Source organism: Algoriphagus sp. TR-M9 (genome assembly GCF_027594545.1).
In the GTDB taxonomy this organism is placed as follows: domain Bacteria; phylum Bacteroidota; class Bacteroidia; order Cytophagales; family Cyclobacteriaceae; genus Algoriphagus; species Algoriphagus halophytocola.
Map to the genome: position 1 here is coordinate 4,078,372 of NZ_CP115160.1, position 25,822 is coordinate 4,104,193.

Consider the following 25,822-nt stretch of genomic DNA (forward strand, 5'->3'; position numbering starts at 1 on the left):
TGGAAAATATGTGTTCCAAAGGGTTTTTTGGTTTTCACTGGTAAGAACTAAAATTCCAAAACACTTGGTTTTCAGTGCTTTTCGCTTAAAACTCTTTATTAATCACTTAAATAACATCCATTTTGAACAAAAGAGGGGCTAATACGTGTTAAAAATCAGGTTAATTAACCAGCCCAACAAAATTATGAAGATAGGTATTGTTTGCTACCCGACCTTTGGAGGTAGTGGAGTAGTAGCGACAGAACTGGGAAAAGGTCTTGCAAAAATTGGTCATGAAGTTCACTTCATCACCTACAAGCAGCCCACCCGATTAGACTTTTTTAGCGAAAATCTATATTACCATGAGGTGGATATCAAAAGTTATCCGCTTTTTGAACATGCTCCGTATGAATTGGCGCTGGCCAGCAAAATGGTCAGTGTGGTGAAATACGAGAAGCTGGATTTACTGCATGTGCACTATGCCATCCCGCATGCCTCCGCGGCTTATATGGCCAAACAAATACTAAAAACTGAAGGCATTCATATCCCAGTAGTGACCACACTTCACGGTACGGACATTACCCTGGTAGGAAAAGACCCCAGCTATGAGCCCGTAGTGACATTCAGCATCAATCAATCAGATGGAGTTACGGCGGTATCCGAAGATTTGAAAAAAGAGACTTTCGCCTTCTTTGACATCCAACGGGAAATCGAGGTGATACCAAATTTCATTGACCTGGAGAGATTTAAGCGGCAGAAAAAAGAACATTTCAAACTTGCCATCTGCCCAAACGGTGAAAAACTACTGGTGCACACCTCCAATTTCAGAAAAGTAAAGCGCGTAGAAGATGTCATTCGGGTTTTTTACGAGGTTAGAAAAGAGATTCCTGCAAAACTGCTACTGGTGGGGGACGGTCCGGAAAGGGACAAAATGGAAAGGCTGTGCAGAGAACTCGGTACTTGCGATGACGTTCGGTTCCTGGGCAAATTAGATGCGGTAGAAGAAGTGCTATCCGTGGCAGACCTATTCATGATGCCATCAGAGAAAGAAAGTTTTGGTCTGGCTGCACTAGAGGCCATGGCCTGCGAAGTACCTATTCTTTCATCTGATGCCGGGGGTATTCCTGAATTAAACGTGGACGGAGTGACCGGTTTTGTTTGTAAAATAGGGGATATCCATGGGATGAAGGAGAAAGCCCTGCACATATTGGATGATGCCCACCTGGCTACCTTTAAGCGAAATGCACTTGCCAGAGCAAAAGAATTTGACATCTCGGAGGTACTGCCCCTCTATGTATCTTATTATCAAAAGACTATTGAGTCCACAATGGCACAGATTTGATCATTGCATGATTATTGTCATTAAATTTGCAGGGACAAAACACAGTTTTGCTTTATCTTTGTAAAATACTCCTGAGTTTAAGCCGGGAGCTGAAGAATATTATTTAGAAGCTTATGAAAAAGATTGGAAGATTGGATAAACCGGACAATAACGGGACCGCCCAAATGTTCTCCAACCCTATTCTCGAAAGAATTACACGTACCCCCATTTGGATGCCTATCGCCATGTTCATCATTTTGGGCTGTGTATCCGTGTATTTTGGCATAGAAAAAACCAGTGTGGGTGTGGGTACCGCGATTCTGCTATTTGTCACTGGTTATATTGGGTTCACCCTGGTAGAATACATGATGCACAAGCACTTCTTCCACATGGAACCAAATACTCCCATCAAGGACAAACTGCAATACACTGTACATGGTGTACACCATGATTACCCAAAGGACAAAGACAGACTAGCCATGCCACCATTTGTAAGTGCTGCCTATGCTGCTATTCTCTATTTAGTCTTTAAACTGATTATGGGAGATTTGGCGTTTTATTTCCTGCCTGGTTTCCTTTTCGGCTATGCACTTTACTTAGGAATTCACTATTTGGTACATGCTGTACAACCACCAAAAAACTTCATGAAAGTACTTTGGGTGCACCATGCCATTCATCACTATAAGGATCCTGATGTAGCATTTGGGGTGAGCACACCACTTTGGGACTATATACTCGGCACGGTACCCAAGCGAGACTAAGAAACTTGACCTCCTGATTTTCAGGAGGTTTTTTTTATGAAAAAACAATGAAATCAAGCATTTCGGAAAATGTAAGACACTGAGATGATTATCTCCTAGGCGAGATTCAATCCCGTTTCCTTCGTCACGGGACAGGTTATGACCTTTGAAAGACAAATTGTAAACAGATGAAAATATCAATAATAGGTTTAGGTTGGATAGGTTTACCATTGGCAAAGCTGCTTCAGAAAGACGGGCATGAGGTAATAGGCAGCACCACTTCTGCCGAAAAACAATTACAACTCAAAGAACAGGGCATCAAAGCCATACATTTTGCTTTGGTACCCTTTCCCCAAGGGAAGGGATTTCAACAGCTGTTTGATAGTGAAATCTTGGTCGTCAATATCCCTCCAAAAACAAGATCTACAGATGGACAACTCTACCTGGAGCAACTCAAGTTTTTACAAAGTATAGTAAAACAGTCCTCCATTAAAAAAATAGTCTTTGTATCCAGCACAGGAGTTTACCCCCAGGCAGGGCGATCGAAAGCCTATCAGGAAGAGGAAGATATTACATTGGAAAACACCGGAAACCGGACTCAATTTAAAGGCGAGCAGACCTTTAAGGGGCATGGAGACCTCACCATTGTACGCTTCGGAGGATTACTGGGCGATGATAGAATTCCTGGTAAATATGCAGCAGGAAAAGAAAACGTAGCAGGCCATACCCGTGTTAACTTTATCTACAGAAATGACGCAGCCAGACTGCTTCTCTGGGTAATCAAAAATGAGCTGTGGAACCAAACCTTCAATGGGGTAGCGCCAGTACATTCGCTCAGAAAAGACATCTACGAAAAAAATGCCTCCGATCTAGGACTGCAGCTCCCGGCTAGCTATCAAAACGAGAGGAATGAAGAAGACCGCTTGATCTCGGGACAGAAAATCCTAGATAGCGGATTTGAATTTGAGTATCCAAACCCGCTGGATTTCCCTTATTCTATGTAATTCTTAGTACAGCCTAGAGCCATTCGGTACTGGCCTTTCTACCGTGGTCAGTACTATGGCTCCCTGCTCGTCTTCAAATCCTGTAATCAGAATTTCAGACATAAAATCAGCGATTTGACGGGGAGCCAAATTACAAACGCAGACTACTTGCCTGTCTAGCAAATCCTGAGGTGAATAATTGGCGGTAACCTGCGCAGAGGATTTTTTCACTCCGATTTCTGGTCCCAAGTCCACCCATATTTTATAGGCGGGTTTCCGCGCCTTTTCGAATATTTCCACCCGATTAATGGTGCCTACGCGTAATTCTATATTGCCAAATTCTTTGTACTCAATCGTTTGCATAGTCGTTTTTTTTCCTAATTTTAGGAACCTTTCAAAGCACCCAACGTAACCCTAAAGGTAACTCATTTCAGATATGGCTAAAATAACAAAATTTCCTTTTAAGAAACAGGCATTACTCGGCTTAGCCGTAGTGGGTTTTTGCTTGTACGCAGGAGATTCTATGGCTCAAAGCGAGGGTGAAAATTCAGAGATGGAACAGGAAAAGCCTATTGACAGACCAGTCTTTGAAAACCAAGCTGACCATGGTGATATGCAAGTTCAGGATGTTCGTATTCCTGCAGCAGCTACAGTGACAAGCAGCAAGCCTGCGGCACCTAAGAAAGAAACGCAAGTGAGCGGAGAAGGAAAAAAAGCAGAGACAGCACCTTCCACCTTATCCTTTAATATTTTCCTCTACATCGTAGATAAATTCAAAGCAGATTAAAAACAATTTGACCCTATAAAAAGAGAGGCTGAAATATAATTCAGCCTCTCTTTTTTTTCCTTATCCTTCTGAAAGAAAACTTGACAAGTCCTCCAGCGTAATCATGCCCTCATAATAGGCTCGGCCAAAAACAGCAGCATGTATGCCCATATCCCTAAGTCTTCGGAAATCGTCTATCCCCCGTACTCCTCCACTGGCAGCTAGGTGAATTTGAGGGAATTTCTCCAATACTTCTCTGAACAAAGCGAAATTTGGTCCCTCCATGACACCATCACGGGTCACATCAGAAACTTTCAGGTACTTCAGCCCCTTCTGGTAGAAAAAATCAATATGATCATAAAGATCTATGGAGGTTTTCTTCTGCCAGCCTCTGATTTTAATTTTGTGATCGGCCGGATTGGTATCAGCAGCTAAGTTTATTTTTTCCCTTCCATAGGAAAGGATGAATTGAGCAAATCGCTCAGGGTGATTAGCAGCGGCTGAGCCCACAGTGACTGTAGCAGCACCAAATTCAAAGCTTTTGATCACGTCTCCATCTGTAGAGACACCTCCGGTGAAATCCACTTTAAGGTTCGTATATCCGGTGATAGCTTCGAGAATATGGTAATTTTTCGGTTCACCACGTCGGGCACCATCCAGATCTACCAGATGTAGCCTTTGAATACCTATAGATTCAAACGCCTGAGCAATTTCCAATGGATTGGTGGAAATCACCTCCTCAGTGGCAAAATCGCCCCGCTTGAGTCGCACACATTTTCCGTTAATCAACCAGATGGATGGAATTATTTCAAACATTTCAATAGAATTCAGGTGAATTGGGGTTTACAAATCTACCTAAAGATAACACAGATCGGCACTTTCCAGAACTGTGCATCAGCAAAATTTATCAATGCTGAAATTCAATCCTGATAATCAACCCAGAAAAAGCATTCAATATAACAATTTGCCCACTCTACCCTCAGATCCGGAAGCCCAGACTGAACCGTCTGCCTGTCCCATTTTAACTGCATGAAAACCTTCTCCACTAAATGCTTCCCAGGTCAGGCCGCCATCCTTTGAATAATCAGAGCCTCCGGGACCTACTGCTATTAGCCATTTTTGCATAGAAAAATAACTCACTCCAGACCGGTAACCTCCCGGAGCTTCTTGTGCCGGAACCCATTCACCAGTAGAACTCAGAAAATTAGCAGCAACTCCCTCTCGCATGGGCTCATCTAAGTAGTCTCCTCCCACTGCTACGATTTGACCTGAACCTAAATTAGCCAGGGAAAAGATTCCTTGAGATGATTCTCCCTGTACAAATGGGGATTTTACCTGCGTCCAAGAGGAGCCTCCATCTGATGAGTAATGCATCTTAGAGGCAGTCCCTCCAGTGCCCAGCCAGATTTGGTTTCCTGCTGCGACCAGAGAAGTAGCACTGGCAGCAAATGCTGCCTCCCCTGGCTCAGCCACCGGAAGGGAATCAATGGGGTACCAAGATTCTCCCTGATTTGCGCTTTTCAAAATCGTCCACTTGCCCTCTAGGGGATCTCCTATCACATAGCCCAGATCCGGAGAAGGAAATGCTATCCCATCAAAAAATGCCAGTTCATCTTCTTCTTGGTATTTGAGACCCCAGCTTGCCCCTCCATCGCTAGTCTTGTAAATGACTGCCGGCTGCCCTGCAGACACCACCACGGCGTTCATCGCATCAAAGGCATGAATGGACCTGAAGTCTACGGTGTCAAGTCCTGCGATAACCCCATGCTCCCAGGTCTCGCCTCCGTCCAATGTTTTCAGCCAAGTACCTCCACTTCCACTGGCCCAAACAATCTCAGCCGTCACAGCAGACAGTCCACGAAGGGAGGACTTCACAGGAGTTTCTTTCAATTCCCAACCCAAAGGTTGTTCTGAATACGAAGGAGCAGAATTGCTATTGCAGGAAAAAAGCGCTATCAAAATTGATAGCGCCAGTAAACTTCTATTGATCATATATTTAATTAAGTCAGACTATTACATCTACTTTTCTGTAGGCTTCTATTAAGGCTTTTTCACCTTCAACACCCGGTTTGGCATTACCATGCTCCATCCCCATCACGCCTTTGTAACCTTTCTCGTGGATGTATTTGAATACATTGCTGTAATTGATTTCTCCCGTAGTTGGTTCCTTTCGGCCAGGATTATCTCCGATTTGTATGTAGGCAATCTCCTCCCAGGTCCGTTCCATATTGGCGATCAGATTACCTTCGTTACGCTGCATGTGATACACATCATAAAGAATCTTGCAGGCCGGGCTATCCACTGCCTTGCAAATGGCATAAGATTGATCCGCATGGCGAAGGAATAAATCCGGATTATCACTGAGCGGTTCCATGACCATCACCAGCCCTTCTTTTTCCAAAACCTCTGCTCCCCGCTTATAGGCTTCTATGACATTGCCCGTCTGCACACCCATAGGTAGATTTCTTTCGAAGTAACCCGGCACCACAGTCATCCACTTGGCTCCTACACGCTTGGCTACTTCCACTGATTTTTTGCAAGTCTCCACAAACAAATCTTCATGTTCTTTCTTCCCCGTGGTCAGAGAAGTCTTCCAGTTTTCGCCTCCATCTATCACAAATACGCCCATTCTCATGCCCAGAGATTCCAGGGTTTTGCCTATCAGGTTTTGATCCTCCACAGACCTACCCAGCATGCCGTTATCTTCTAATGATCTAAACCCCTGATCAGCCATAAATTTGAGCTCATCCACAATCCCTCCAGGAGCAGAGTTTCTGAACATGCCAAAATGTGGTGCAAAATCCATATTGAAGGTGGGTTCCGCTTTTCCTTTCGCAAAGGAGGAAAAACTCATGGCTCCAGATGCGCCAAGCAATGTGCCTCCCAATCCAACTTTCTTAATAAATCCTCTTCTTTCCATGACTATATCACTTTGGTTTTACCAGGAACTGCATGTGGATAGTAGCCATCATCACCAGGCAAGACCTTAGGCATGGCATCCCAGGCAAAGGTCTCCGGCATCAGATCTACCTGCCCGTTCAAAGCCTCATCCCAGGTCAAAGGCTTGCCAGAATAGGTCGCATATCTACCCATAATCGCCGTCATGGTACTCTTAGCAGCATTTTCTGCATCTGCAAACTTGTACTCCCCGTTGAATAGTGCTGCCCAAAGTTTATCATGCTCTACCTGATATGGGTTTGGCTGATTCTTACGGTCATGCTCATAGAGCACATTGCCTTTCCAGTCCTTCAAAACCCCGTGGTTTCCTGCACTCAGGTAAGCTGTTCCCTTGGTTCCTTGGAAGCTTTCATCCACTCTATTTTGTGCTCCTGGGAAGTGTCTGCACTCACTATGAATCACAGAGCCATCTTCATAGGTAAAGGTCAGCACATGGTGGTCAAAAATCTCCCCATTTTCCTTACCCGTCCGTACTAGACGTCCTCCTGTTCCCTCGGCTTTTACAGGGTAGCCCTGTTTCACCCAGTTGGCGATATCGATATTGTGTACATGCTGCTCATTGATATGATCTCCGCATAGCCAGTTGAAGTAGTACCAGTTTCTCATTTGGTATTCCATCTCTGTCTGTCCAGGCTGGCGCTCTCTTACCCATACTCCACCATCATTCCAGTACACCTGTCCATTGATGATTTCCCCTATATCTCCATTGTGGATCCTATCTATAGTTTCGATGTAGTTTGCCTGGTAATGTCTCTGAAGACCTACCACTACATTGAGTTTTTTGGCTTTGGCTTCTTCGGCAGCGGCTAGTACTTTTCGTATCCCTGCTGCATCCACAGCTACCGGCTTTTCCATAAAAACCTGCTTGCCTTGCTTCACAGCTTCCTCAAAGTGAATAGGTCTGAACCCCGGAGGAGTGGCCAAAATCACCACATCTGCTTCAGCTATGGCTTGCTTGTAGGCATCAAATCCAGTCAGCTTCATATCTTCAGAAACTGCTATTTTTTCAGCTCCATATTTTCCTACCAAAGCGTTATAGCTATTGTCCAATCTATCTCTGAAAGCATCTGCCATGGCGACCAACTTGATGTTATGGCCAGTTTCCATTGCCTGAAAAGCTGCACCGGTACCACGGCCACCACATCCAATCAAAGCTAGTTTCAGTTCATTTGCAGGGGCCGCATAGGCACCTGGTAATACGAAAGGAGAAGTCATCAAGCCTCCAGTCACCAAAGCTGAGGTTTTGATAAAATCTCTCCGGGAGTTTTCGAGTTTCATAGTATAGTGTTATTTAAGGTTTAATAATCGGTTATGGGTTTGGCCTCATAGTAGGCCAGAATTTCTTCTTCACTGGGTGGATCCAAAGGCCTTACCAGCCTCATGCCCAAAAATGGAGCTTCGGGAAACCACCATTGACTTTTTGGAATCTGAGGATCTATACGTTTCCAGTCTGCAGTGGTCACATATCTTTTGCTGCTACTGATCTCCGCTGCGGGCGTATCATAGCTGCCACCTCGAACTACTCTAGGATAGAGCTCAGTAGATGGATTAGTAGGATTTTCATCCGGAGAAACTCCATAATACGCCGGATCATATTGATCTGAAGTCCACTCCAGCACATTTCCGTAAATGTCATAAAGCCCCCAAGGGTTTGCTTTCTTTTGCCCAATACTATGCGTGGTCTCTTCAGCGTTTTCCTGCGTCCAGGCATATTCATTCATTTGGGAAGCATCGGTCCCAAAGAAATACTCCGTCTCTGAACCTGCTCTAGCTGCATATTCCCATTCCGCTTCTGTAGGCAAACGGTAGAATATGCCGGTTTTCAAATACAGCCAGTAGCAATACTGAATCGCTCCATATTGGGTCATCCCTATGGCAGGCTTTCCTTCTTTGCCCATACCAAATGTCATATCTAAGTACGGAATACTGGGCCGGGTCAAGCCGTCCACCTGATCTTCAATGGGGCCTTCAGAGATCGCCAACTCGTAATTTTTGTCCAAAAACATCTCAAATGCATCCCAGGTCACCTCGTGTGTTCCCATCCAAAACGCGTCTATTTTCACCGGGTGAACGGGCTGGGCATCTTCATGCTTTTCAGATCCCATGGAAAAAGTGCCTGCTGGAATCGGCGTCATGCCAAAGCTGACTTCCGTCCCCGGAATGGTCTGGGTATAGGCTTCAAAAGCTGCATCGCTCACATCAAAACTCATCAGCATCAATGCGCTGGCAGCTAGGTATTTTAAGGTCATACTCGTAATTGGAGGTTTATTTTTATGCTTTCAATATAGTTAAATCACTCAATCTAACTTTTCCATTTTTGATGGATGGAAAGTGTAGATGCTTACTTGCGAATCATTGGAATAAAAGAAAAGCCGCTCCCCTAATCCTGTGATTTTTCGGATAGTACCTGTCTGGCTGAGACCGGTTTTGGACTTCGGCGCATGGGTAAATTGACCCGCTCCATTGCCCAGCAAAACTACCCCTTGATTGGCATCATATTTCCCAAAGTATAATTTTCCATAGTCAATATTGCCGCCCATCAGAATATCCAGGTTTCCATCTCCATTCACATCAGCCGACTCTACCGCGTACACCGGCGAAATCTGTGCCTGAATAGGCAATACCCTAGCCTCAAACTTTCCTTCCTGATTTCTCACAAAATAAGTGGTCTCCAGCCTGTTGATATAAATCGAACTGGAACCTTCGCGCTCACTGGCTGTAAACAATTCGTTCATTTTCACATTGGCAAAGGACTTGAAATCCAGGTATCGCTTCTTCAGAAAAAGCACCTGACCTAGAATTTCATCCCGGCTGGCGGCAGGGTATTTTTCACCCTGAATGTAATACCCCAGGAAAGCATCCACCGAGCCATTGCCATCAAAATCCTTATACAAAATCTCCGCAGGCTCTGTGTCACTGGCTTTGATCTGTGAGTTCAATCCCAGATTTCCGGCCAGCAATTCCACTCGTCCATCTCCATCCCAGTCTGCAAGTTTCAGGTCATACCACATCCCAAATTCATGCTTGGCAAAATAATCCAAAGTCGATTCCCTCCACTGCTCATCTTGGAAGGAAAAAATCTGTATGGGCATGGCCTCTCCCAACACGATCAATTCAGGCCTGCCGTCTCCATCCAGATCTTCTACTGCAGAATCGGTCAGCATACCCAGATTCACAAATGTAGGCGCCAAACTCTTGGTCTGATCAGAAAAATTCCCCTGACCATCGTTGATATACACTCTAGCTCCAAGGGAAGTAGGGAACTGTCCGGGATCTAACCTAGCCCCTACGAAAAGGTCAGGATTTCCATCGAAATTAAAATCCATCACGCTCACCGTACCAGTAGGAAATCGCTCCGTAGGTATGGAACTGCTGCTCAAGCTCAACTTGCCTTTGCCATCATTCAAATAAAGTCTATCCTGGAACACCTCATCTCCCACATTATAGTCATATACTCCTCCGCTTGCGACGTACAAATCCATAAACCCGTCCCCATTCGCATCAAAAGCTATGGCCTCGGTGTCTTCAGCATCTTTGGCAACAGCAAATGCGGAGGACTCAGCGGGAGAAAAATCACCATTGCTCCCCTGAAACTGTAGACTAGCACTTACTCCAGGGCCAGAACCTAAAAATAAATCCTCCCTACCGTCTCCATTGAAATCTGCCAGTACCATGGCTTTTCCATTGCCGGAAACTGGATTGATCAGCAGTGGTTGACGCTTGTAATCATTGATTTGACGACCTCGCGGAAGCTCAATTTCTCCTGCTAATGCCAGATAAGTCGCTTCCTTGGCAGTTTCATAAACTTTGCGTTCAGCATCAGCCTGCTTTAGCTCTAGGGTTTGATTGGCAGAAGGAGCATTTAACAGGCTGACTTTGCCTCCTGGCCAGGACACTTTCAGGGAGTCTATCTGAGAAGTTTCTCCCAACCCAAAATGCAAAATGGGAGAAATAGACGATTGGTATCCCCTATAAGGGTTTTGCTCCAGCATCTGGATCTGCCCATCGGCATATAGGGTCACCTTGGCGCCCAGCGCATAGGAATTCCCATTTTCTCCACTGAGTTTTATTTTTAGATAATTGCCATTCCCCTGCTCAGCAGAGCGATTTTTATAAACAAAAGCCGGAAGATTGATATTATTGATGACTAAATCCAAATCCCCGTCATTATCCAAATCACTGTAGGCTGCCCCGCTACTATTGGCCGGATGGGCTATTCCCCAGCTGGAAGTTTGGTTTTGGAAAGTCAAATCCGCACTATTTTGAAAAATATAGTTAGTCAGATTCGAAGAAGGCATATTCTTCACCATATTGAGCAAGTCCTGACGCTTCAATTTGCCTCCGGAAGTGCGGACGTAATTGTCCATGTACTTCAGAAAATCCTGGTTATTGTAATCCCTCAGGTAACCATTGGTCACAAACAGGTCTTTCCATCCGTCATTGTCAAAATCTGCAAATAAAGGCGCCCAGCTCCAGTCGGTATTAGACACCCCTGCCAGCTGTCCGATCTCCTGAAAAGTACCATCTCCGGCATTTACTTGTAGCATGTTTCGCATGTACTGATGATGGAAACCCCGGTCCACATTCAGTTGAAATTTCTCAAAATTGTCAGGGGCCAGCAGTAGTTTCTGTCGTTCATTTCCCTCTGGTAGCATATCCAAAGTGAAGATGTCCTGGAGCCCGTCATTGTTGTAATCAGCAATATCATTTCCCATGGAAAAGTGTGACACATGCCCCATACGGTCTAAAATCTCGTCTTGGAAGGTACCATCTCCCTGATTGATATAAAGATAGTCCGGCATAGCGTAGTCATTGCCAATGTAGATATCCGGATAGCCATCCTGATTGATATCAGAAATAGCCACACCCAATCCATAAGATAGGCTAGAACTGGAAATACCGGCCTGCAAGGTAATTTCCTCAAATTTCCCTCCCTTATTTTCAAAAAGCTGGGGGCCGGCTTCATGCTTTTGCTTCAGCAATACCTGGGTCAAATTGACATCCTGATTCTGAATGGATTTAGTGTTATGATTGAGTAGAAAAAGGTCTAAGTCCCCATCCAGGTCAAAATCAAAAAAGCTGGCCGAGGTGCTGGGTGAGCTAGAAGCAATCCCATATTGCGCTGCCATTTCTTCAAATATAGGAATGCCGTTTTCATCATTCCCTTGATTGACAAAAAGTTGATTGGTTCGCTTCTCTGGGGGCAGATTTCCAGAATAGCACTGATAAATGTCTAATTTATTGTCCCCATTGATATCGACGAATACCACGCCGGTCTTCCAGGGTCCGTTTCTTCCGCTTACTCCAGAGAGCTGCGTGATCTCTTTGAATTTCAACTCCCCCTCATTCAGGTAAAGCTGGCTGCCGCTGACATTGGCAGAAAAGTATATATCATCCAATCCATCCTGATTCAGGTCTCCTATAGCCACGCCTCCTCCATTGTAGAGGTATTCGTACATCAGGACATTGAGATTGAGATTTTCCTCAATCTGATTGCTAAAAGTAATCCCGGACTCCTCCGGCTGTAGCAATTCAAAAACTGCTGGGGTAGTGGATTTTTCAGCTCTGGAAGTGCCTGCTGAATCATCCGGCCCGGAGCAGGAAAGTATCAGGAAACTGAAAATTACTACTGAAATGGAATTTCTGGTCATCATGCTATAAAATAATCTAAGCCACCCCAAATGGAGTGGCTTAGACTAAAAATTAATAAAGCTTCATTTTATTCAAATCCAGGATTCTGGATCAGTTCTGAGTTTCTATTCATCTCATCTCTATGAATAGGAGTGAAATACATCTTATCCAACCATAGTCGGTTTTCCTTACCTGGATCAATTGGCTGAACCACATATTCATAGTCATAAATCTCAGGATCATAGCGGTAGGTAGAAAGCGTTTCTCCTGGCTTCAATGTACCAGTAATGGAAACGATATTCGCCTGACGACCAAAGGTTTCCTCTGCTACCATCCACCTTCTTACATCGTGGAATCTTTGTTCTTCATAAGCCATCTCTATACGTCTTTCGTTTCTATAGCGCTCCATCAGCGCTTCACCGGATTCAGTAATTGCAGGCTGCCCTACTCTAAATCTGATTTGGTTCAGCCAGTCTCTGGCTACGTCTTCCTGACCCAATTCCAAAGATGCCTCCACATAATTCAATACTGCTTCGGTATATCTCAAAAATGGCCAAGGAACTTCCTGCCAGGTGTTCTGATCTACTATAGCCGGATCCGGATCTATAAACTTACGTACATAGTATCCTGTGTAGCTACCATTCCAGTCCTCAATAGAACTGTTTCTGGTATCCAATCCAAAATGTGGGACTATATCACCAGATCCATCTACTACCTCATAGGTTCCAGTTTGGATTTGCCCTAGTGGATCCTTAGGCTGATTGGCTGTGGATCTGGGCTTCCACTGTGCACCATCATACAGAATAGATGCATAGAATCTGGCATCCCGGTTTTCATAAGGACTAGAGGCATGATCAGGATTTGACCAGTCAAACTCGGTACCGTCCATCATTTCATAATCATCTACTAGTAGCTGAACCGGGGTATTACCTGCCCAGTTATTATAGCCATTAGGACCATTATAAAGTCCCTGACGTCCTCCGTCTTCCTGATTCATATTGATGAAGTACCTAGCAAAAATCAACTCATTCTCTCCACCATTTCTGGAAAGGGAATTATTGATATAGTTTTGTATACCTTCTTCATGTGATACAGGCTCAGACAGGCCATAAAGATTTCCGCTTCCTTTTTGGATCACTTCCATCGCAGCAGCCTGTGCTTTTTGCCATCTTTCAGTCTGGTTTCCACTGGTATAAGCAAGTAACCCAATATCTCCATATCCAGCCAACAGCGATGAATTTGCTTGAGCAGTAGGTGCATCATGTAGATCAGAAGCTGCATATAGTAATACTCTGGATTTCAAAGCTAAGGCAGCCAATTCTGACGTACGTCCATCCACCATAGACTTTCCAGCTAATAAAGAAGCTGCCTCATCTAAATCTGAGATGATAAAATTGATCGTCTCTTCATAAGTAGCTCTAGGCAAAGTATAAGACTCTTCTCCTAATTCATATGGACGCTCTACCAACGGTACACCGCCGAAATACCTAGCGAGATCATGATAATAATAGGCACGCATAAATAAAGCTTCACCCATTAATCGGTCTACTATACCCCCATCATTTGGGAACTGAGGCTCAGAAAGCTCATCAATTGCCAAGTTTGTCCTACGGATGTAACTGTAAAGCCTCTGCCAGTTCCAAGTTCTTCTATCGGTGTTGTTCCATCCAACATCCGCAGGGTTTACTCTGGCTTCAGTGACCGTAGTAATACCTCTTCCCGGGTGAGTAAAGATGGCTTCATCAGTAAAAGAAGCCAACATTTCTTCATTAAAGCCTCCATTTCCCAAACCTTGGTAAATTCCTGTGACAAATGCTTCTGCCAATGCTGGATCAGACCATACCTGAGATTCAGATATTTCAGTTAGTGGCTCTGTATTCAGAAAGTCACCATTACAACTTGCTATGGTAAAGCAAGCTGAAATCATTATTACTAAGTGTTTTATATTTCTTTTCATTATTTCGGGTTTTTAGAATGAAACAGAAAGACCAGTGTTGAGTACCCTTGCTTGTGGGTAATACTGCCCATTGGCGCTACTTGATTCAGGATCTAGTATCTTCAATTTGTCCCAAGTGAGTAGATTCAATCCATTTACATAGAATCTAGCATTTTGTATTCCAACTTTCTCAGTTATGTGAGCAGGAAGGTTATACCCGATCTCCAAGTTCTTCAATCTTAGGTAGTCTGTTTCTCTAAACCAGTACGTATTTCCACTGGAATAGTATTGATCATTTCTATTGGCAATTCTAGGGTGTACACTGCTAGGATTATCAATAGTCCATCTATTTTCATAGATATCTAAGAAATAGTTACCAATATTTCCTGACTCGTTAGCAGAGATATTTTGTCTTGCTCCCATTGCTCCTTGGAAGAGAATGGCCAAATCAAAGCCTTTCCAGTTTGCACTGAAATTCACCCCACCCTGGAAGGTAGGGATATTGTTCTGATCCATACGTACCTGATCAAGCTGGTTGATTTCACCATCTCCATTATAATCTTTGAATCTCATATCACCAGGACGTAGGTTATTGGTGATAGCAGTATAGTCCAAGGTTTCTGCATCAATAGACTGCTGATCAGGGAATACTCCATCATACAGATAGACCAAACCTGTATTCATAGGACTACCCGTGGACATCTGCCAATCAGGTGCTCCTGGAGACTCATCCCAGAACAAAATGCTGTTCTTGGCATAGCCACCATTTACGCTAGCAGAATACTGGAATTCTCCTTTTCCACCTCGGATACCTAGATTCAAGTCAAATCCCTTGTTTTCAACCTCGCCTATATTCTCAGCAGGAAGGGAAAGTCCAGTAGTCTGTGGGACTGAGGCATTCCTTCTCCAAAGAATATTGGTACGCTTGTTATAGAACATATCAAATTCGAAGAAGATTTTGCCCTGCAAGAACTGACCTTCAAAACCTATATTGGAATTATTAGCAATCTCCCAAGTAATAGCATTGTTGGGAACTCTTGTCTCGAACAGGGTCTTGGTCTGAGCGCCATCTATGATGTAAGAGCTAAAGCCATAAGTGGAAAGGAATTGATACTCTTGCAATTCATCATCAAAGAAAATTTGATCGTTACCTAGCTGTCCCCATGATCCTCTGATTTTGAAGAAGTCAAAGGTACCGCCTAGGCTGTTTTGCCAGAATCCCTCATCAGATACAACCCAACCTAACATTATACCTGGGAAGAATCCAAATCTGGTATCCTCGGGGAAGATGTAAGAACCATCATATCTCCATAAGAACTCAGCGAGGTATTTTTCCTTGAAGTTATAAGCAACTCTACCGAAATAATTCAAACGAGCTCTGTTAAATGCTCCCCCACCATTATCCTTCTGCAAATCACCTCCTGCAAACATCTGATCAACTGCCGGGGAAATAAAGAACCGTCTGTAAGCATTGAAGTCATTCCCCTCAATGGTCTCCCGGTTTACACCAGCTACCACATTCAATGTATGAATGTCATTGAAGGTCTTATCATAATTGAACACACCACCTAGAAGTATATTCAACTGCTGGGAAGTAGACTCACTTAACCTAGGCTCTGCGGGACCTCTTTTACTAGGAACCAATACAGGGGTCACTCCATCCTCCTCAAATCCACTACCCATTTCGTATAAAGTCCATGGAATCTCCCACCTTTTGGTAGCTCTGATGTACTTATCTATGGCTGCAGTACCCGTGAACTTCAGACCTTCCACTCCAGGAATCTTGATTTCCAGGTTACCTGTAGTCTGAATGTAATCTCTTTTATCACGATCGTATCCTGTAGCATTGGTGGTTACTACCACTGGATTTTGTCCATTTTCAATATCAGGCCCTGGTAGGCCGTTTGGCCAGTACGCCGGCTGATTAGGCTTACCCCTCATCTGCATACGGAAAATTGGCTGAGCACCTACAGTAGGGAAGAATCTAGACTCCTCTCTGGCCATAATACCCAATCCTACTTTTACATACTCGTTGATATTCGCATCCAGATTGATACGGAAGTCATACTGCTTATAGCCAGTGGCAGCATCCTTATAGTATGCATCCTGGTTTTGGTAACCTAAGGAAGTCAAATACTTCACATTTTCGCTACCACCTACTAGCTGTAGATTATACCTACTCTGTGGTGACCAGGTTTTCAACGTTTCCCCGTACCAGTCAGTATTTGGATAGTGCCAAGGATCAGAACCATTTCTATACAATTCCAATTCGTCCGGAGTATAAGGAGCAGATCTCAGAGATCCATCTGGCCGCACATATTCACCTGATTGCTGATAAGCTGCATTTGCTGCTGACCACTCCTCCGTAGGAAGCTCATATACACTGAGGTCGTTCAGCATGGAAGCATACTGCGCTGCATTTGCTAAATCTGGAACTCTTGTAGGCTGAGCCCAACCCTGGTTCACCTGGAAGGTCAACTCTGGTTTACCAGTAGTACCTCTTTTAGTGGTGACCAAGATTACACCGTTGGCAGCTCGTGATCCATAAATCGCAGCAGAAGCATCCTTCAATACGGAGATATTCTCAATATCGTTTGGATTCAATCGCTCCAACCCACCAGCTCTTGCTGGAATTCCATCGATTACAATCAAGGCATCATTATTACCTAAGGTATTGGAACCACGGATACGGATACCAGAACCATCATATCCCGGCTCACCACTTCTGTTTACCGCTACTACCCCAGCCATACGTCCGGCGATGGAATTGGACAGGTTCATTGCTGGAGACTTGGTCAGTTCCTTACCTTTTACGGTAGCCACGGAACCTGTGATGGTCTCCTTCTTTTGCTCACCATATCCCACCACAATCACTTCTTCAAGAGATTGTGTATCCGGCAACAAGGTAAGATCAAAGGTTGATCGATTACCTACAGGGACTTCCATGGTAGTGAAGCCAATAAAAGACAACACCAACACATCTGATTCTCCTGAAACATTGACAGAGAATTTTCCATCTATATCTGTCACGGCACCTACAGTGGTTCCTTTGACCACTACAGATACACCTGGAAGAGGTAAATTATCCTCGCCTGAAATGACGACACCAGACACCTCCCTCGTCTGGGCAAGCACTGAGCTCATCAGGCCCAGGCAAAATAGTAATGTTAAGCCACACAGCTTAAACTGAGTAAAGTTTCTCATTGGCATTTTAGGTTTATTATTAATAAATATTAACATTCGAAGTTGAGGGTAATTAAAACCAATTGCAAACTGTTTATTGCTGAAAAATGACTGAATCATGACCATTCCTTCTGATATTATTGTTCTGAATTGAACAATATTGCATTATTCTGATAAAAACAGTAGGATTCTTCTAAATCAACATAAAGGCTGAAAATTGATTTAGGTCAAAAAAAATTGGGATAAATTCCTTCAAAAACCTCCCATTACAGCCTTCCAACAATCATTTTAGTTGGAATTCTTACCGCCCACATTCCGCGTAAGTCACCAATTTTATGGCCTTTGGCTAAATCATTTGGGTAAAGTGCATTCAATTTTTCCAAGGTGGATTTGGATATTTCGGTTTCAGGATTTCCATGACAACTCAGGCAGAAGCCATTCGGGATCACTATGGCCTTCGTATATAACAGAGCCTGAGCATTTTGTGTTTTTTGAATATTCGGTTCGTTTGGAATGTCGTTTTCAGAATTATACGCATAGGCATCCAAAATCGGAAATTCCGCCTCATCAGGCAGATCTTTGGGATTTCTGGCCCGGGTAGAAACCCGCCTGATTTCTACGCCGAATTGCTCACTCAATTCCTTCACTATAGGAGTGGCGTTGGCGTTGCAAAATTCCACCGCCCCATCCGGACCTTGATCAGCCACAGCATTTTTCAATTGGCCCATAAGTGCGGCCTGAGCAGCCTGAGTAATGGAATCCCCCCAGATCATAGCCTCCTCTGTGATTTCCACTTCCGAGAGTTTTTTCACCTCCATGTTTTTATTTACAGCTTCAAAAACCTCCTTGGAAACCCGCTCTCGAGGGCCACAGCCGGAAATCGCTATTACAAAAACTATGATAATGGATAATGAAGCTTTCATAGTAAAATGATCTGATTATCCGCAATGATGCCAGTAGTTAAAGAAGAGGCTGGAAAGTAGCCGATAATCGTCCACCGACAACAGTCCACTGCCTACAGCACGTAGAAAAAAACCTTAACCCATAATTTCTCTCGCTACTGGTAAAAAGCGGATAACCATAATTTAATATAAGTATAGTCAAATCTACAAATCTTTAACATCTCCACCCTATGAAAAAGCTGATTTACCATGGCAATTGATAGTTGACCCAGTCTTTGGCTCAGCATAAGATCATGATAGGTTTAGGATTCAATGGGGATCTGCGACTTTTCTGCAGGCAAAACGAGTGTTTTACTTATAAACGACTTCCTTAGCTTCCTCTAATTCACTTATTTTGAAATATATTAGATCTTGAATACTTTTCTCCATGCAAAAACGCCTAGGTCTGCTCTTTTTGGGATTTCTCCTCTCGTTTCAGTCTTTTGCACAGACCTGGACCAGAATGCAAAGCTGGGGCCTTGATCTGGAAGCCATTACCTGGATCAATGAAAACCTGGGCTTTGCCGTAGGCGAAAACCTAATCATCCGCACCCAGGACGGGGGAACTACCTGGGAGGAAATGCAGGTCAGTTATGAGGGGAAATTATTAGATCTGACTTTTATCACTGAAAACCAACTCATCGCGGTTGGAGAAAATGGACTGATACTCAGAAGCGGGGATGGAGGGAAAATCTGGTCCACTATTAATTCTGGCACAGCCTTGGACCTCAAAAGCATCAGCGGAATCTCATCCAACAAGCTTCTGGCCATAGGCGCTCAGGGAATCATACTCCGATCTGAAGATGCCGGGCAAAGCTGGCAAAAGCTAAACTCTGGCAGTACCCAGAGCCTGAATGACATCCACTTTGCATCTGCCGATACAGCATTCATCGCAGCCAATGCAGGAGAAGTTTTAAGAAGTGTGGATCAGGGAAATACCTGGACTCCACTCAGCAGCGGACAAAGCACAAATCTCAATGCCATCCGCTTTTCCAGTTCCCTCATAGGTTATGCCGCAGGAAACGCAGGCCTTATTCTCAAAACCCTAGATGCCGGAGAATCCTGGTCACCACTCATTTCACCGGTGAGTACAGATCTGCACAAAATAGAAATCAGCCCGCTGGACAGCCGCATCATTACGATAGTAGGCACAGAAGCCACGGCTTTGAGATCTACTAATTCAGGGGCAAGCTTTGGCAAAGCAAACTTGGGCGCCACAAACACTAGGTATTTGAAGGGTTTGGCATTCAAGCCAGGCAGCAACGCGGTCTTTGCCGTAGGCCAGGAGGGATACCTGATTTCCTCCACCAATGCGGGGAGCAGCTATTCGCAGCGCTTGGCCGGTATCCGAAACAACTTCCATTATACAGATTTCAAAACGGATAGGCTAGGCTACTTTGCCGGACAAAATGGAGCCGTGTATGTCACTTCCAATGCTGGGACATCTGTAGTGCCCAGACCCATTCCGGAGCCAGTGGACATTCAAGGCATGGACTTTTGGAACAACTCTTTCGGCTATATAGGCCTGGAAAACGGCAAGATTTACCGCACCGGAAACAGCGGAGCCAGTTGGGTGGCAGTTCCGGCTCAAACCACAGCTACCATCACCGGCTTTTACCTATTTGCTACTTCGGTCATCTACGCCTCGGGCACCCACGGCTACATCACCCGCTCTTTTGACTCCGGCGCCACCTGGGATAATAGCATTATTTCCAATACCGAGGAGGACCTGCGAGATCTGATGTTTTTCGACTTCCAATATGGATTTGCCATTGGCAAAAACGGTCATATCAGTTGGTCCAATGGGGGCAATGAATGGGAAACCTTGCCCAAAATAACCAATGAAAACCTGACCGCACTTGCTAAACTGGACACCACCCAGGCAGTAGTGGTAGGAGAAAATGGGGTAATCCTACGCACTGAAGACAAAGGCAGAACCTGGGAGCAAATCCAAACTGCGGTCACCAGTGATTTCTCCTCCGTGGACTTTTGGGATACTGCCATAGGATTTATTTCCGGAGAAAATGGAGTCACTCTGCAGACCAATGATGGAGGAAAAACCTGGAGGCAGCTGCCCTCTGGCACCAGTAGAAACCTACATGCAATCAGTACCGGGAATCCAAACTCAGCCTTTGCCGTGGGAGATGACGGCACTTTGCTTCAATATATCTGCAGCACTCCGGGCGCTTTGGGAGAAATTTCCGGTCCACCAGAAACCTGCCTGAGCACCAGTACTTATGAGATCCCAGACGGTGAAGTGCTCGGTTCGGAGCTCGTGTGGAGAGTAGATGGAGGGGAGATCATTTCCGGACAGGGAACTTCCCAGATAGAAGTACACTGGCAAAGGCCAGGCAGAAACGGGGTCTTTGTCAGCAGGCAAAGCTTCTGTGGAAATGGAAAAACCTCTGCCATGGAGGTACTCACCGGAGAAATCCCCGATGGAGAAATCCCCATCCTAGGTAATGGAGCTGTCTGCGCAGGAGAGACCAACACATACACAGTGACGGAGCTCCCGGGGGTGAGCTATACCTGGAAAGTTTCCGGAGGGGAAATCATCACAGGACAAGGCAGTGCTGAAGTAGGTATCCTATGGAACCAAACCGGGGAGCAAAACCTGGAAGTACAGCTAGAAAACTCCTGCGGAAAAGCTGCACCTTTACTATTACCCATCAGCGTGAACAAAGCTCCTGATCAGCCCGGCGCCATAGTCGGGGAAGACCTGGTGGGGCTATGGGAATCTACCTACACCGTACCTGCTGTAGAAGGTGTAAATTACAAATGGGAAATATCCGGTTCCAGTGCCTCTATCCTGGAGGGGCAGGGCACCAACAGCGTAAAGGTACTTTGGCAGGTAGAAGGAGAATATACTCTAACGGTAGCGGCTCAAAATGAATGTGATCTGGGCGAATCCCAACAGCTAAACGTAAAAGTCAGTGTAATCACCTCAGTTCCGGAAAAAGCGGATGTGAACATTACAATCTATCCCAATCCCTCCTCTGGAAAAGTCAAAATACAGCTAGGAGAAGGCAACTGGAATTCCTTGAAAGTAGTCCATGCAATAGGCTATGAAATTGTGGACCAGTCCATCGCAGCAGGCACTGAAGAAATCACGCTTAGCGACCTACCCAAAGGCATATTGCTGATTTATTTGGAAAGCAGAACAGAAGTAGTGGTCAGGAAGGTGCTGGTGGAGTAAGGAATTGTAAATTACTTGGAGTGTTTTACACTTTCCTGCCAGTAGAGCTAAACGAAACAAGGACCTGAGAAATCCGCGAAATGGAAAACCTTCGGTCGTCAGTATTTTACCCACCCAAAGCTAAGGCCATGGCCTAACTGGCAACTTCACTGAAAGGCAAGACTCATTAACTCTGCTCCCCTCGGATATTTACATATTGGAAGATATCTCCTACGGTACTGTTTTTAATAAATGCTTTTTTCAGGATGGCTTCAGGGAAATAACCTGCCTTTTCCAGCACATTCATAGACTGTCCGTTGAAGTCGTAGACCTGGGCGAAAATCCGCTCAATGTCAAACTTCTCAAAAATATATTTGGTATAGAGCTTAACTGCCTCTGTGGCAATTCCCTTGCCCCAAAACGGCTCTCCTATCCAAAAACCCAACTCCATATTGGTTCTCAATTCGTCTCGTCCACGCTCGGAACCTATGGAACCCGCCAGTTTACCCTCGTATTCTATCGCAAAATTTTGAGGTGGATTGAACTTCTGATTATGTTCTATCCAATACCTAGCATCATGAATGGTATAAGGCTGAGGATAACTATCCTTCAGGTTCATGGCTATTTTGGGGTTATTTGCCAGGGGATAGAGCTGATGGAAATGCGCTTCATTCCATGTCACCAGTCGTATTTCTCTTTCTCCTGTAATAATCATAAAAGTCTGATGGTTAATTCTTCAAGATAATAGGCTAAATGCAGAATCAATAAAATTCTCCGAAAATTTATGCAAATGTCCGGCCTAATCCTCTAAACCGCTGGTTTGCATCTTCTCCAGATTTTCTGCCAATCGCAAAGCGGAGATAAAATCCTCAATATGACCATCCATAACCTCGGGGAGATTATACACAGTTTTATTGATCCTATGGTCCGTCACCCGGGACTGTGGATAATTATAGGTCCGGATCTTGTCTGACCTATCCCCAGAGCCTACCATAGATTTACGCTGTGCTCCCACCGCATCATTGTGCTTGGCCAGTTCGATTTCGTATAGTCTGGAGCGCAATACTTTCAGCGCTTTCTCAAAGTTTTTGATCTGGGATTTTTCATCCTGGCAGGTCACTACCAGCCCGGAAGGTTCATGAGTCAAACGCACGGCAGAGTAAGTGGTATTCACAGACTGTCCTCCAGGACCTGAGGAGCAATAGGTATCTTTCCTCACGTCATTCATATCGATATTAACCTCCACTTCGTCCATCTCGGGCAAAACAGCCACAGAGGCAGCAGAAGTGTGAACCCGGCCTTGGGACTCCGTGGTAGGTACACGCTGCACACGATGAACGCCTGATTCATACTTCATTCGCCCATATACATCGTCTCCACCAGTGATCGTAGCTATGATTTCCTTGTAGCCACCAGCTGTACCAAAAGTAAGATCCAGTACAGTCAATTTAAGATTTTGCTGCTCACAAAAACGCTCATACATCCGGAATAAATCTCCTGCAAAAATGGAGGCCTCGTCTCCTCCTGCTCCGGCTCTGATTTCCAGAATACAATCCTTCGCATCATTAGGATCTTTAGGAATGAGCAGTTGCTTCAACTCATTCTCCAACTCCTCCTTTCTAGGTCGCAATTCATCCAATTCTGCCTTGGCCATCTCCCTGAAGTCCGGATCCTTTTCCTTGTCCAGAATCTCCTTGGAGCTGGCAAGATTTTCCAGCACGAGCTTATACTCATCGTACACTGCTACAATTTTCTCAAGGTCCTTGTATTCCTTGGTCAGCTTCGTGTATTTGCTCATATCTGCCATAGACTCCGGCAGAATGATCAGTTGCCCTACTTCCTCGAAACGTTCTTTGATTGATTGTAATTTGTCCAGCATAGTATTTTTATCGCTGCGCAAAAGTAGGAAATTTATCCGGAGTCAGAATATCCATAGTTACATATAAACTTCAGGTCGCTGTAGCGAATGACTATTTTGATGCGTTTCCTAGCTATGAAGCATTCCCTATTTTTACTCCTTTGTTTGGCTTCCCTTTTCACCATAGCCTGTGAAAAAGAAGAGCCCTTAAAAAACTGCATAGACCCGGAAAGAATCAGAACCGGACCCTGTACTTACGAATACAATCCTGTATGTGGCTGTGACGGCAAAACATACGCCAATGCATGTGCCGCTGACCTGGCCGGAGTAACTTCCTGGACAGAAGGGGAGTGTAAATAGAAAGGCTGTCCGATCGGACAGCCTTGCAATGTTATTCTACTGTAACAGACTTCGCCAGATTTCTAGGCTGATCTACATTACATCCCCGCATCACGGCGATGTGATAGGAAAGCAACTGTAACGGCACCACCGCTACCAAAGGAGCAAAAGCCTCGTGGGTTTCAGGGATCTCAATCACGTGATCTGCCATGGCTTTCACCTGAGTATCTCCCTCTGTCACTACTGCTATCACTTTTCCTTTTCTGGCTTTTACTTCTTGTATATTACTTACTACTTTTTCATAAGAGCTGTCTTGGGTGGCGATGAAAATCACCGGCATTTCCTCATCTATCAGCGCAATAGGCCCGTGCTTCATCTCCGCTGCTGGATAGCCTTCTGCATGAATATAGGAGATCTCCTTCAGCTTCAGAGCCCCTTCCAAAGCCACAGGGAAGTTATATCCACGCCCCAGGTAAAGTGCGTTGGACACGTCCTTGTATTCTTCGGAAATGTACCTGGCCACCTCATTGGTCTGAAGCGCTTTTTCTACTTTCCCAGGTATGGCTGCCAACTCATGCAGGAGTTGAATGTATTTGCTTTCTGGCAAGGTTCCGCGCTGATAGCCCAGCTTCAGTGCCATCATTGCTAACACGGAAATCTGTGCGGTAAATGCCTTGGTAGAGGCCACTCCGATCTCCGGTCCTGCATGGGTATAGGAGCCTGCATGAGTGGTTCTGGGAATAGAAGATCCCACTACATTACAAACTCCGAAAATAGTAGCTCCCTTGGACTTGGCTAGCTCTATGGCTGCCAGTGTATCCGCAGTTTCTCCAGATTGGGAAATCGCGATCACGAAGTCTTTTTCGCCGATCACCGGATTTCTATACCTGAATTCAGAGGCGTACTCCACTTCAACTGGTACCCGGGCAAACTCCTCAAAGAGGTACTCCGCCACCAAGCCTGCATGCCAAGAAGTCCCGCATGCTGTGATGATTATCCGCTCAGCATTCTGGAATTTATTCATGTAGTCTCTCAATCCTCCCAGGACCAACCGACCCGATTTGGCATCTAATCTTCCCCTCAGACAGTCCGCTATAGATTTAGGCTGCTCAAAGATCTCCTTGAGCATAAAGTGATCGTATCCCCCTTTTTCTATAGCTTCCAATTCCATTTCCAACTGGTTGATGTAGGGATTGGTGTCCACATTTTCTATGGTTTTGACCTGAAGTCTGTTATTCCTGATCACGGCGATCTCATAATCATCCAAGTAAACCACCTTATTCGTGTATTCTATAATCGGAGTGGCGTCAGAAGCCAAGAAATACTCGTCCTCGCCAACGCCAATCACCAGAGGTGAACCCTTACGGGCAGCGATCAATGTATCCGGCTCCTCCTTATTGATCAACACGATAGCATAAGCACCCACTACTTTATGTAGCGCTAGGCGCAAAGCTTCTTCCAGACTACATTCATTATTCAGCTGAATGTCTTCTATAAACTTGATAAATACCTCCGTGTCAGTATCGGAATGAAAAACGTATCCCTTCTTCTGGAGATCCTTCTTCAGTACTTCATAATTTTCAATAATACCGTTATGGATCATCGCCAGCTTCTCAGAAGAAGAATAATGAGGGTGGGCGTTGACATCATTGGGCTCGCCATGTGTGGCCCAGCGGGTATGGCCTATGCCTATTTTGGAGGTAAGGTCAACACTGGAAGTGAGGTGCTTCTCTAGCTCAGATACCTTCCCTTTCTTTTTGTAAATACTCAATCCAGCATGGTCTAGAAGTGCTACTCCTGCACTATCATAACCTCGGTATTCCAATCGCTTTAATCCTTTGATGATAATGGGCAAGGCTTCCTGCTGTCCCACGTAAGCTACAATTCCACACATAGAGAAAAATTCTTAATTAATTTTTGAACTTCCCCAAAGAAACAGCTTTCATGCCAAAAAAAATAGCCGTCTTCTTAAAAAAAAGAAGACGGCTATTTCTAGCTTCTTAAAAGCAGCT

General features: G+C 44.8%; 19 protein-coding genes. 6 read left to right on the forward strand and 13 right to left on the reverse strand.

Going from position 1 to position 25,822, the window contains the following annotated elements; translation table 11 throughout:
* The first annotated feature begins 184 nt into the window (after nucleotides 1-184).
* The 3 genes from bshA to PBT90_RS17445 all read left to right on the forward strand — a co-directional run bounded on the left by bshA (nucleotide 185) and on the right by PBT90_RS17445 (nucleotide 3,044).
* Nucleotides 185-1,321 carry an N-acetyl-alpha-D-glucosaminyl L-malate synthase BshA gene (bshA, locus tag PBT90_RS17435; protein WP_264807780.1) on the forward strand — a complete coding sequence of 379 codons (1,137 nt, stop codon included), beginning with the start codon at nucleotides 185-187 and terminating at the stop codon, nucleotides 1,319-1,321.
* Nucleotides 1,322-1,434: 113 nt separating this feature from the next.
* The gene (locus PBT90_RS17440; protein ID WP_264807781.1) at nucleotides 1,435-2,061 is read left to right on the forward strand and encodes a sterol desaturase family protein; all 627 of its coding nucleotides are present in this window, start codon (nucleotides 1,435-1,437) and stop codon (nucleotides 2,059-2,061) included.
* 167 nt (nucleotides 2,062-2,228) lie between these two features.
* Nucleotides 2,229-3,044 (forward strand): NAD(P)-binding domain-containing protein, encoded by an 816-nt coding sequence (locus PBT90_RS17445; RefSeq protein ID WP_264807782.1) that lies wholly within the window; start codon nucleotides 2,229-2,231, stop codon nucleotides 3,042-3,044.
* A gap of 3 nt (nucleotides 3,045-3,047) precedes the next feature.
* Here PBT90_RS17445 and PBT90_RS17450 read toward each other — a convergent pair whose 3' ends face one another.
* Nucleotides 3,048-3,386, reverse strand: a complete 339-nt coding sequence (locus PBT90_RS17450) for a tRNA-binding protein (RefSeq protein WP_264807783.1) — start codon at nucleotides 3,384-3,386, stop codon at nucleotides 3,048-3,050.
* Nucleotides 3,387-3,459: 73 nt separating this feature from the next.
* Here PBT90_RS17450 and PBT90_RS17455 point away from each other — a divergent pair, with 73 nt between their 5' ends.
* Complete coding sequence (locus PBT90_RS17455) at nucleotides 3,460-3,810, forward strand: hypothetical protein (protein ID WP_264807784.1); 351 nt, start codon at nucleotides 3,460-3,462, stop codon at nucleotides 3,808-3,810.
* 60 nt (nucleotides 3,811-3,870) lie between these two features.
* Here the strand turns inward: PBT90_RS17455 and PBT90_RS17460 are convergent, their stop codons facing one another.
* The 9 genes from PBT90_RS17460 to PBT90_RS17500 form a co-directional block, all read right to left on the reverse strand.
* A complete protein-coding gene (locus PBT90_RS17460; RefSeq protein WP_264807785.1) occupies nucleotides 3,871-4,605 on the reverse strand; it encodes a 1-(5-phosphoribosyl)-5-[(5-phosphoribosylamino)methylideneamino]imidazole-4-carboxamide isomerase in 735 nt (244 codons plus the stop codon).
* A 135-nt stretch (nucleotides 4,606-4,740) separates the two neighbouring features.
* Nucleotides 4,741-5,781, reverse strand: coding sequence for a YCF48-related protein (locus tag PBT90_RS17465; RefSeq protein ID WP_264807786.1), 1,041 nt, complete (start codon nucleotides 5,779-5,781; stop codon nucleotides 4,741-4,743).
* 13 nt (nucleotides 5,782-5,794) lie between these two features.
* Nucleotides 5,795-6,709 (reverse strand): hydroxypyruvate isomerase family protein, encoded by a 915-nt coding sequence (locus PBT90_RS17470; RefSeq protein WP_264807787.1) that lies wholly within the window; start codon nucleotides 6,707-6,709, stop codon nucleotides 5,795-5,797.
* A 2-nt stretch (nucleotides 6,710-6,711) separates the two neighbouring features.
* Entirely contained in the window at nucleotides 6,712-8,025 is a 1,314-nt protein-coding gene (locus tag PBT90_RS17475) for a Gfo/Idh/MocA family protein (protein WP_264807788.1), read from the reverse strand.
* Nucleotides 8,026-8,045: 20 nt separating this feature from the next.
* Nucleotides 8,046-8,996, reverse strand: a complete 951-nt coding sequence (locus tag PBT90_RS17480; RefSeq protein WP_396127652.1) for a formylglycine-generating enzyme family protein — start codon at nucleotides 8,994-8,996, stop codon at nucleotides 8,046-8,048.
* A 48-nt stretch (nucleotides 8,997-9,044) separates the two neighbouring features.
* Nucleotides 9,045-12,401, reverse strand: coding sequence for a VCBS repeat-containing protein (locus tag PBT90_RS17485; protein WP_264807789.1), 3,357 nt, complete (start codon nucleotides 12,399-12,401; stop codon nucleotides 9,045-9,047).
* A 65-nt stretch (nucleotides 12,402-12,466) separates the two neighbouring features.
* Nucleotides 12,467-14,335, reverse strand: coding sequence for a RagB/SusD family nutrient uptake outer membrane protein (locus PBT90_RS17490; protein ID WP_264807790.1), 1,869 nt, complete (start codon nucleotides 14,333-14,335; stop codon nucleotides 12,467-12,469).
* Nucleotides 14,336-14,347: 12 nt separating this feature from the next.
* Nucleotides 14,348-17,518: a SusC/RagA family TonB-linked outer membrane protein gene (locus PBT90_RS17495; RefSeq protein ID WP_264807791.1), complete on the reverse strand. Its 3,171-nt coding sequence runs from the start codon at nucleotides 17,516-17,518 to the stop codon at nucleotides 14,348-14,350.
* Between the two features lie 245 nt (nucleotides 17,519-17,763).
* Nucleotides 17,764-18,420, reverse strand: a complete 657-nt coding sequence (locus PBT90_RS17500; protein WP_264807792.1) for a Tll0287-like domain-containing protein — start codon at nucleotides 18,418-18,420, stop codon at nucleotides 17,764-17,766.
* A 406-nt stretch (nucleotides 18,421-18,826) separates the two neighbouring features.
* Here PBT90_RS17500 and PBT90_RS17505 point away from each other — a divergent pair, with 406 nt between their 5' ends.
* Nucleotides 18,827-21,634 carry a YCF48-related protein gene (locus PBT90_RS17505; RefSeq protein ID WP_270130383.1) on the forward strand — a complete coding sequence of 936 codons (2,808 nt, stop codon included), beginning with the start codon at nucleotides 18,827-18,829 and terminating at the stop codon, nucleotides 21,632-21,634.
* Nucleotides 21,635-21,800: 166 nt separating this feature from the next.
* Here PBT90_RS17505 and PBT90_RS17510 read toward each other — a convergent pair whose 3' ends face one another.
* Nucleotides 21,801-22,328, reverse strand: coding sequence for a GNAT family N-acetyltransferase (locus PBT90_RS17510; protein ID WP_264807794.1), 528 nt, complete (start codon nucleotides 22,326-22,328; stop codon nucleotides 21,801-21,803).
* Between the two features lie 84 nt (nucleotides 22,329-22,412).
* The gene (prfA, locus tag PBT90_RS17515; protein ID WP_264811480.1) at nucleotides 22,413-23,492 is read right to left on the reverse strand and encodes a peptide chain release factor 1; all 1,080 of its coding nucleotides are present in this window, start codon (nucleotides 23,490-23,492) and stop codon (nucleotides 22,413-22,415) included.
* Nucleotides 23,493-23,606: 114 nt separating this feature from the next.
* On the opposite strand from prfA, the gene PBT90_RS17520 reads away from it, so the two are divergent.
* Nucleotides 23,607-23,831, forward strand: coding sequence for a Kazal-type serine protease inhibitor domain-containing protein (locus PBT90_RS17520; protein WP_264807795.1), 225 nt, complete (start codon nucleotides 23,607-23,609; stop codon nucleotides 23,829-23,831).
* A gap of 31 nt (nucleotides 23,832-23,862) precedes the next feature.
* Here PBT90_RS17520 and glmS read toward each other — a convergent pair whose 3' ends face one another.
* Nucleotides 23,863-25,704 (reverse strand): glutamine--fructose-6-phosphate transaminase (isomerizing), encoded by a 1,842-nt coding sequence (gene glmS, locus PBT90_RS17525; RefSeq protein WP_264807796.1) that lies wholly within the window; start codon nucleotides 25,702-25,704, stop codon nucleotides 23,863-23,865.
* Nucleotides 25,705-25,822 lie beyond the last annotated feature (118 nt).

Excerpts from the sequence above, each read along its gene's own strand:
- PBT90_RS17480 (WP_396127652.1), bottom strand. The coding sequence starts at position 8,996 with ATGACCTTAAAATACCTAGCTGCCAGCGCATTGATGCTGATGAGTTTT.
- PBT90_RS17500 (WP_264807792.1), bottom strand. The coding sequence starts at position 18,420 with ATGAAAGCTTCATTATCCATTATCATAGTTTTTGTAATAGCGATTTCC.
- PBT90_RS17490 (WP_264807790.1), bottom strand. The coding sequence starts at position 14,335 with ATGAAAAGAAATATAAAACACTTAGTAATAATGATTTCAGCTTGCTTT.
- PBT90_RS17440 (WP_264807781.1), top strand. The coding sequence starts at position 1,435 with ATGAAAAAGATTGGAAGATTGGATAAACCGGACAATAACGGGACCGCC.
- PBT90_RS17475 (WP_264807788.1), bottom strand. The coding sequence starts at position 8,025 with ATGAAACTCGAAAACTCCCGGAGAGATTTTATCAAAACCTCAGCTTTG.
- prfA (WP_264811480.1), bottom strand. The coding sequence starts at position 23,492 with ATGCTGGACAAATTACAATCAATCAAAGAACGTTTCGAGGAAGTAGGG.
- PBT90_RS17465 (WP_264807786.1), bottom strand. The coding sequence starts at position 5,781 with ATGATCAATAGAAGTTTACTGGCGCTATCAATTTTGATAGCGCTTTTT.
- PBT90_RS17495 (WP_264807791.1), bottom strand. The coding sequence starts at position 17,518 with ATGAGAAACTTTACTCAGTTTAAGCTGTGTGGCTTAACATTACTATTT.
- PBT90_RS17520 (WP_264807795.1), top strand. The coding sequence starts at position 23,607 with ATGAAGCATTCCCTATTTTTACTCCTTTGTTTGGCTTCCCTTTTCACC.
- glmS (WP_264807796.1), bottom strand. The coding sequence starts at position 25,704 with ATGTGTGGAATTGTAGCTTACGTGGGACAGCAGGAAGCCTTGCCCATT.
- PBT90_RS17485 (WP_264807789.1), bottom strand. The coding sequence starts at position 12,401 with ATGATGACCAGAAATTCCATTTCAGTAGTAATTTTCAGTTTCCTGATA.
- PBT90_RS17510 (WP_264807794.1), bottom strand. The coding sequence starts at position 22,328 with ATGATTATTACAGGAGAAAGAGAAATACGACTGGTGACATGGAATGAA.
- PBT90_RS17455 (WP_264807784.1), top strand. The coding sequence starts at position 3,460 with ATGGCTAAAATAACAAAATTTCCTTTTAAGAAACAGGCATTACTCGGC.
- PBT90_RS17460 (WP_264807785.1), bottom strand. The coding sequence starts at position 4,605 with ATGTTTGAAATAATTCCATCCATCTGGTTGATTAACGGAAAATGTGTG.
- PBT90_RS17445 (WP_264807782.1), top strand. The coding sequence starts at position 2,229 with ATGAAAATATCAATAATAGGTTTAGGTTGGATAGGTTTACCATTGGCA.
- PBT90_RS17450 (WP_264807783.1), bottom strand. The coding sequence starts at position 3,386 with ATGCAAACGATTGAGTACAAAGAATTTGGCAATATAGAATTACGCGTA.
- bshA (WP_264807780.1), top strand. The coding sequence starts at position 185 with ATGAAGATAGGTATTGTTTGCTACCCGACCTTTGGAGGTAGTGGAGTA.
- PBT90_RS17470 (WP_264807787.1), bottom strand. The coding sequence starts at position 6,709 with ATGGAAAGAAGAGGATTTATTAAGAAAGTTGGATTGGGAGGCACATTG.
- PBT90_RS17505 (WP_270130383.1), top strand. The coding sequence starts at position 18,827 with ATGCAAAAACGCCTAGGTCTGCTCTTTTTGGGATTTCTCCTCTCGTTT.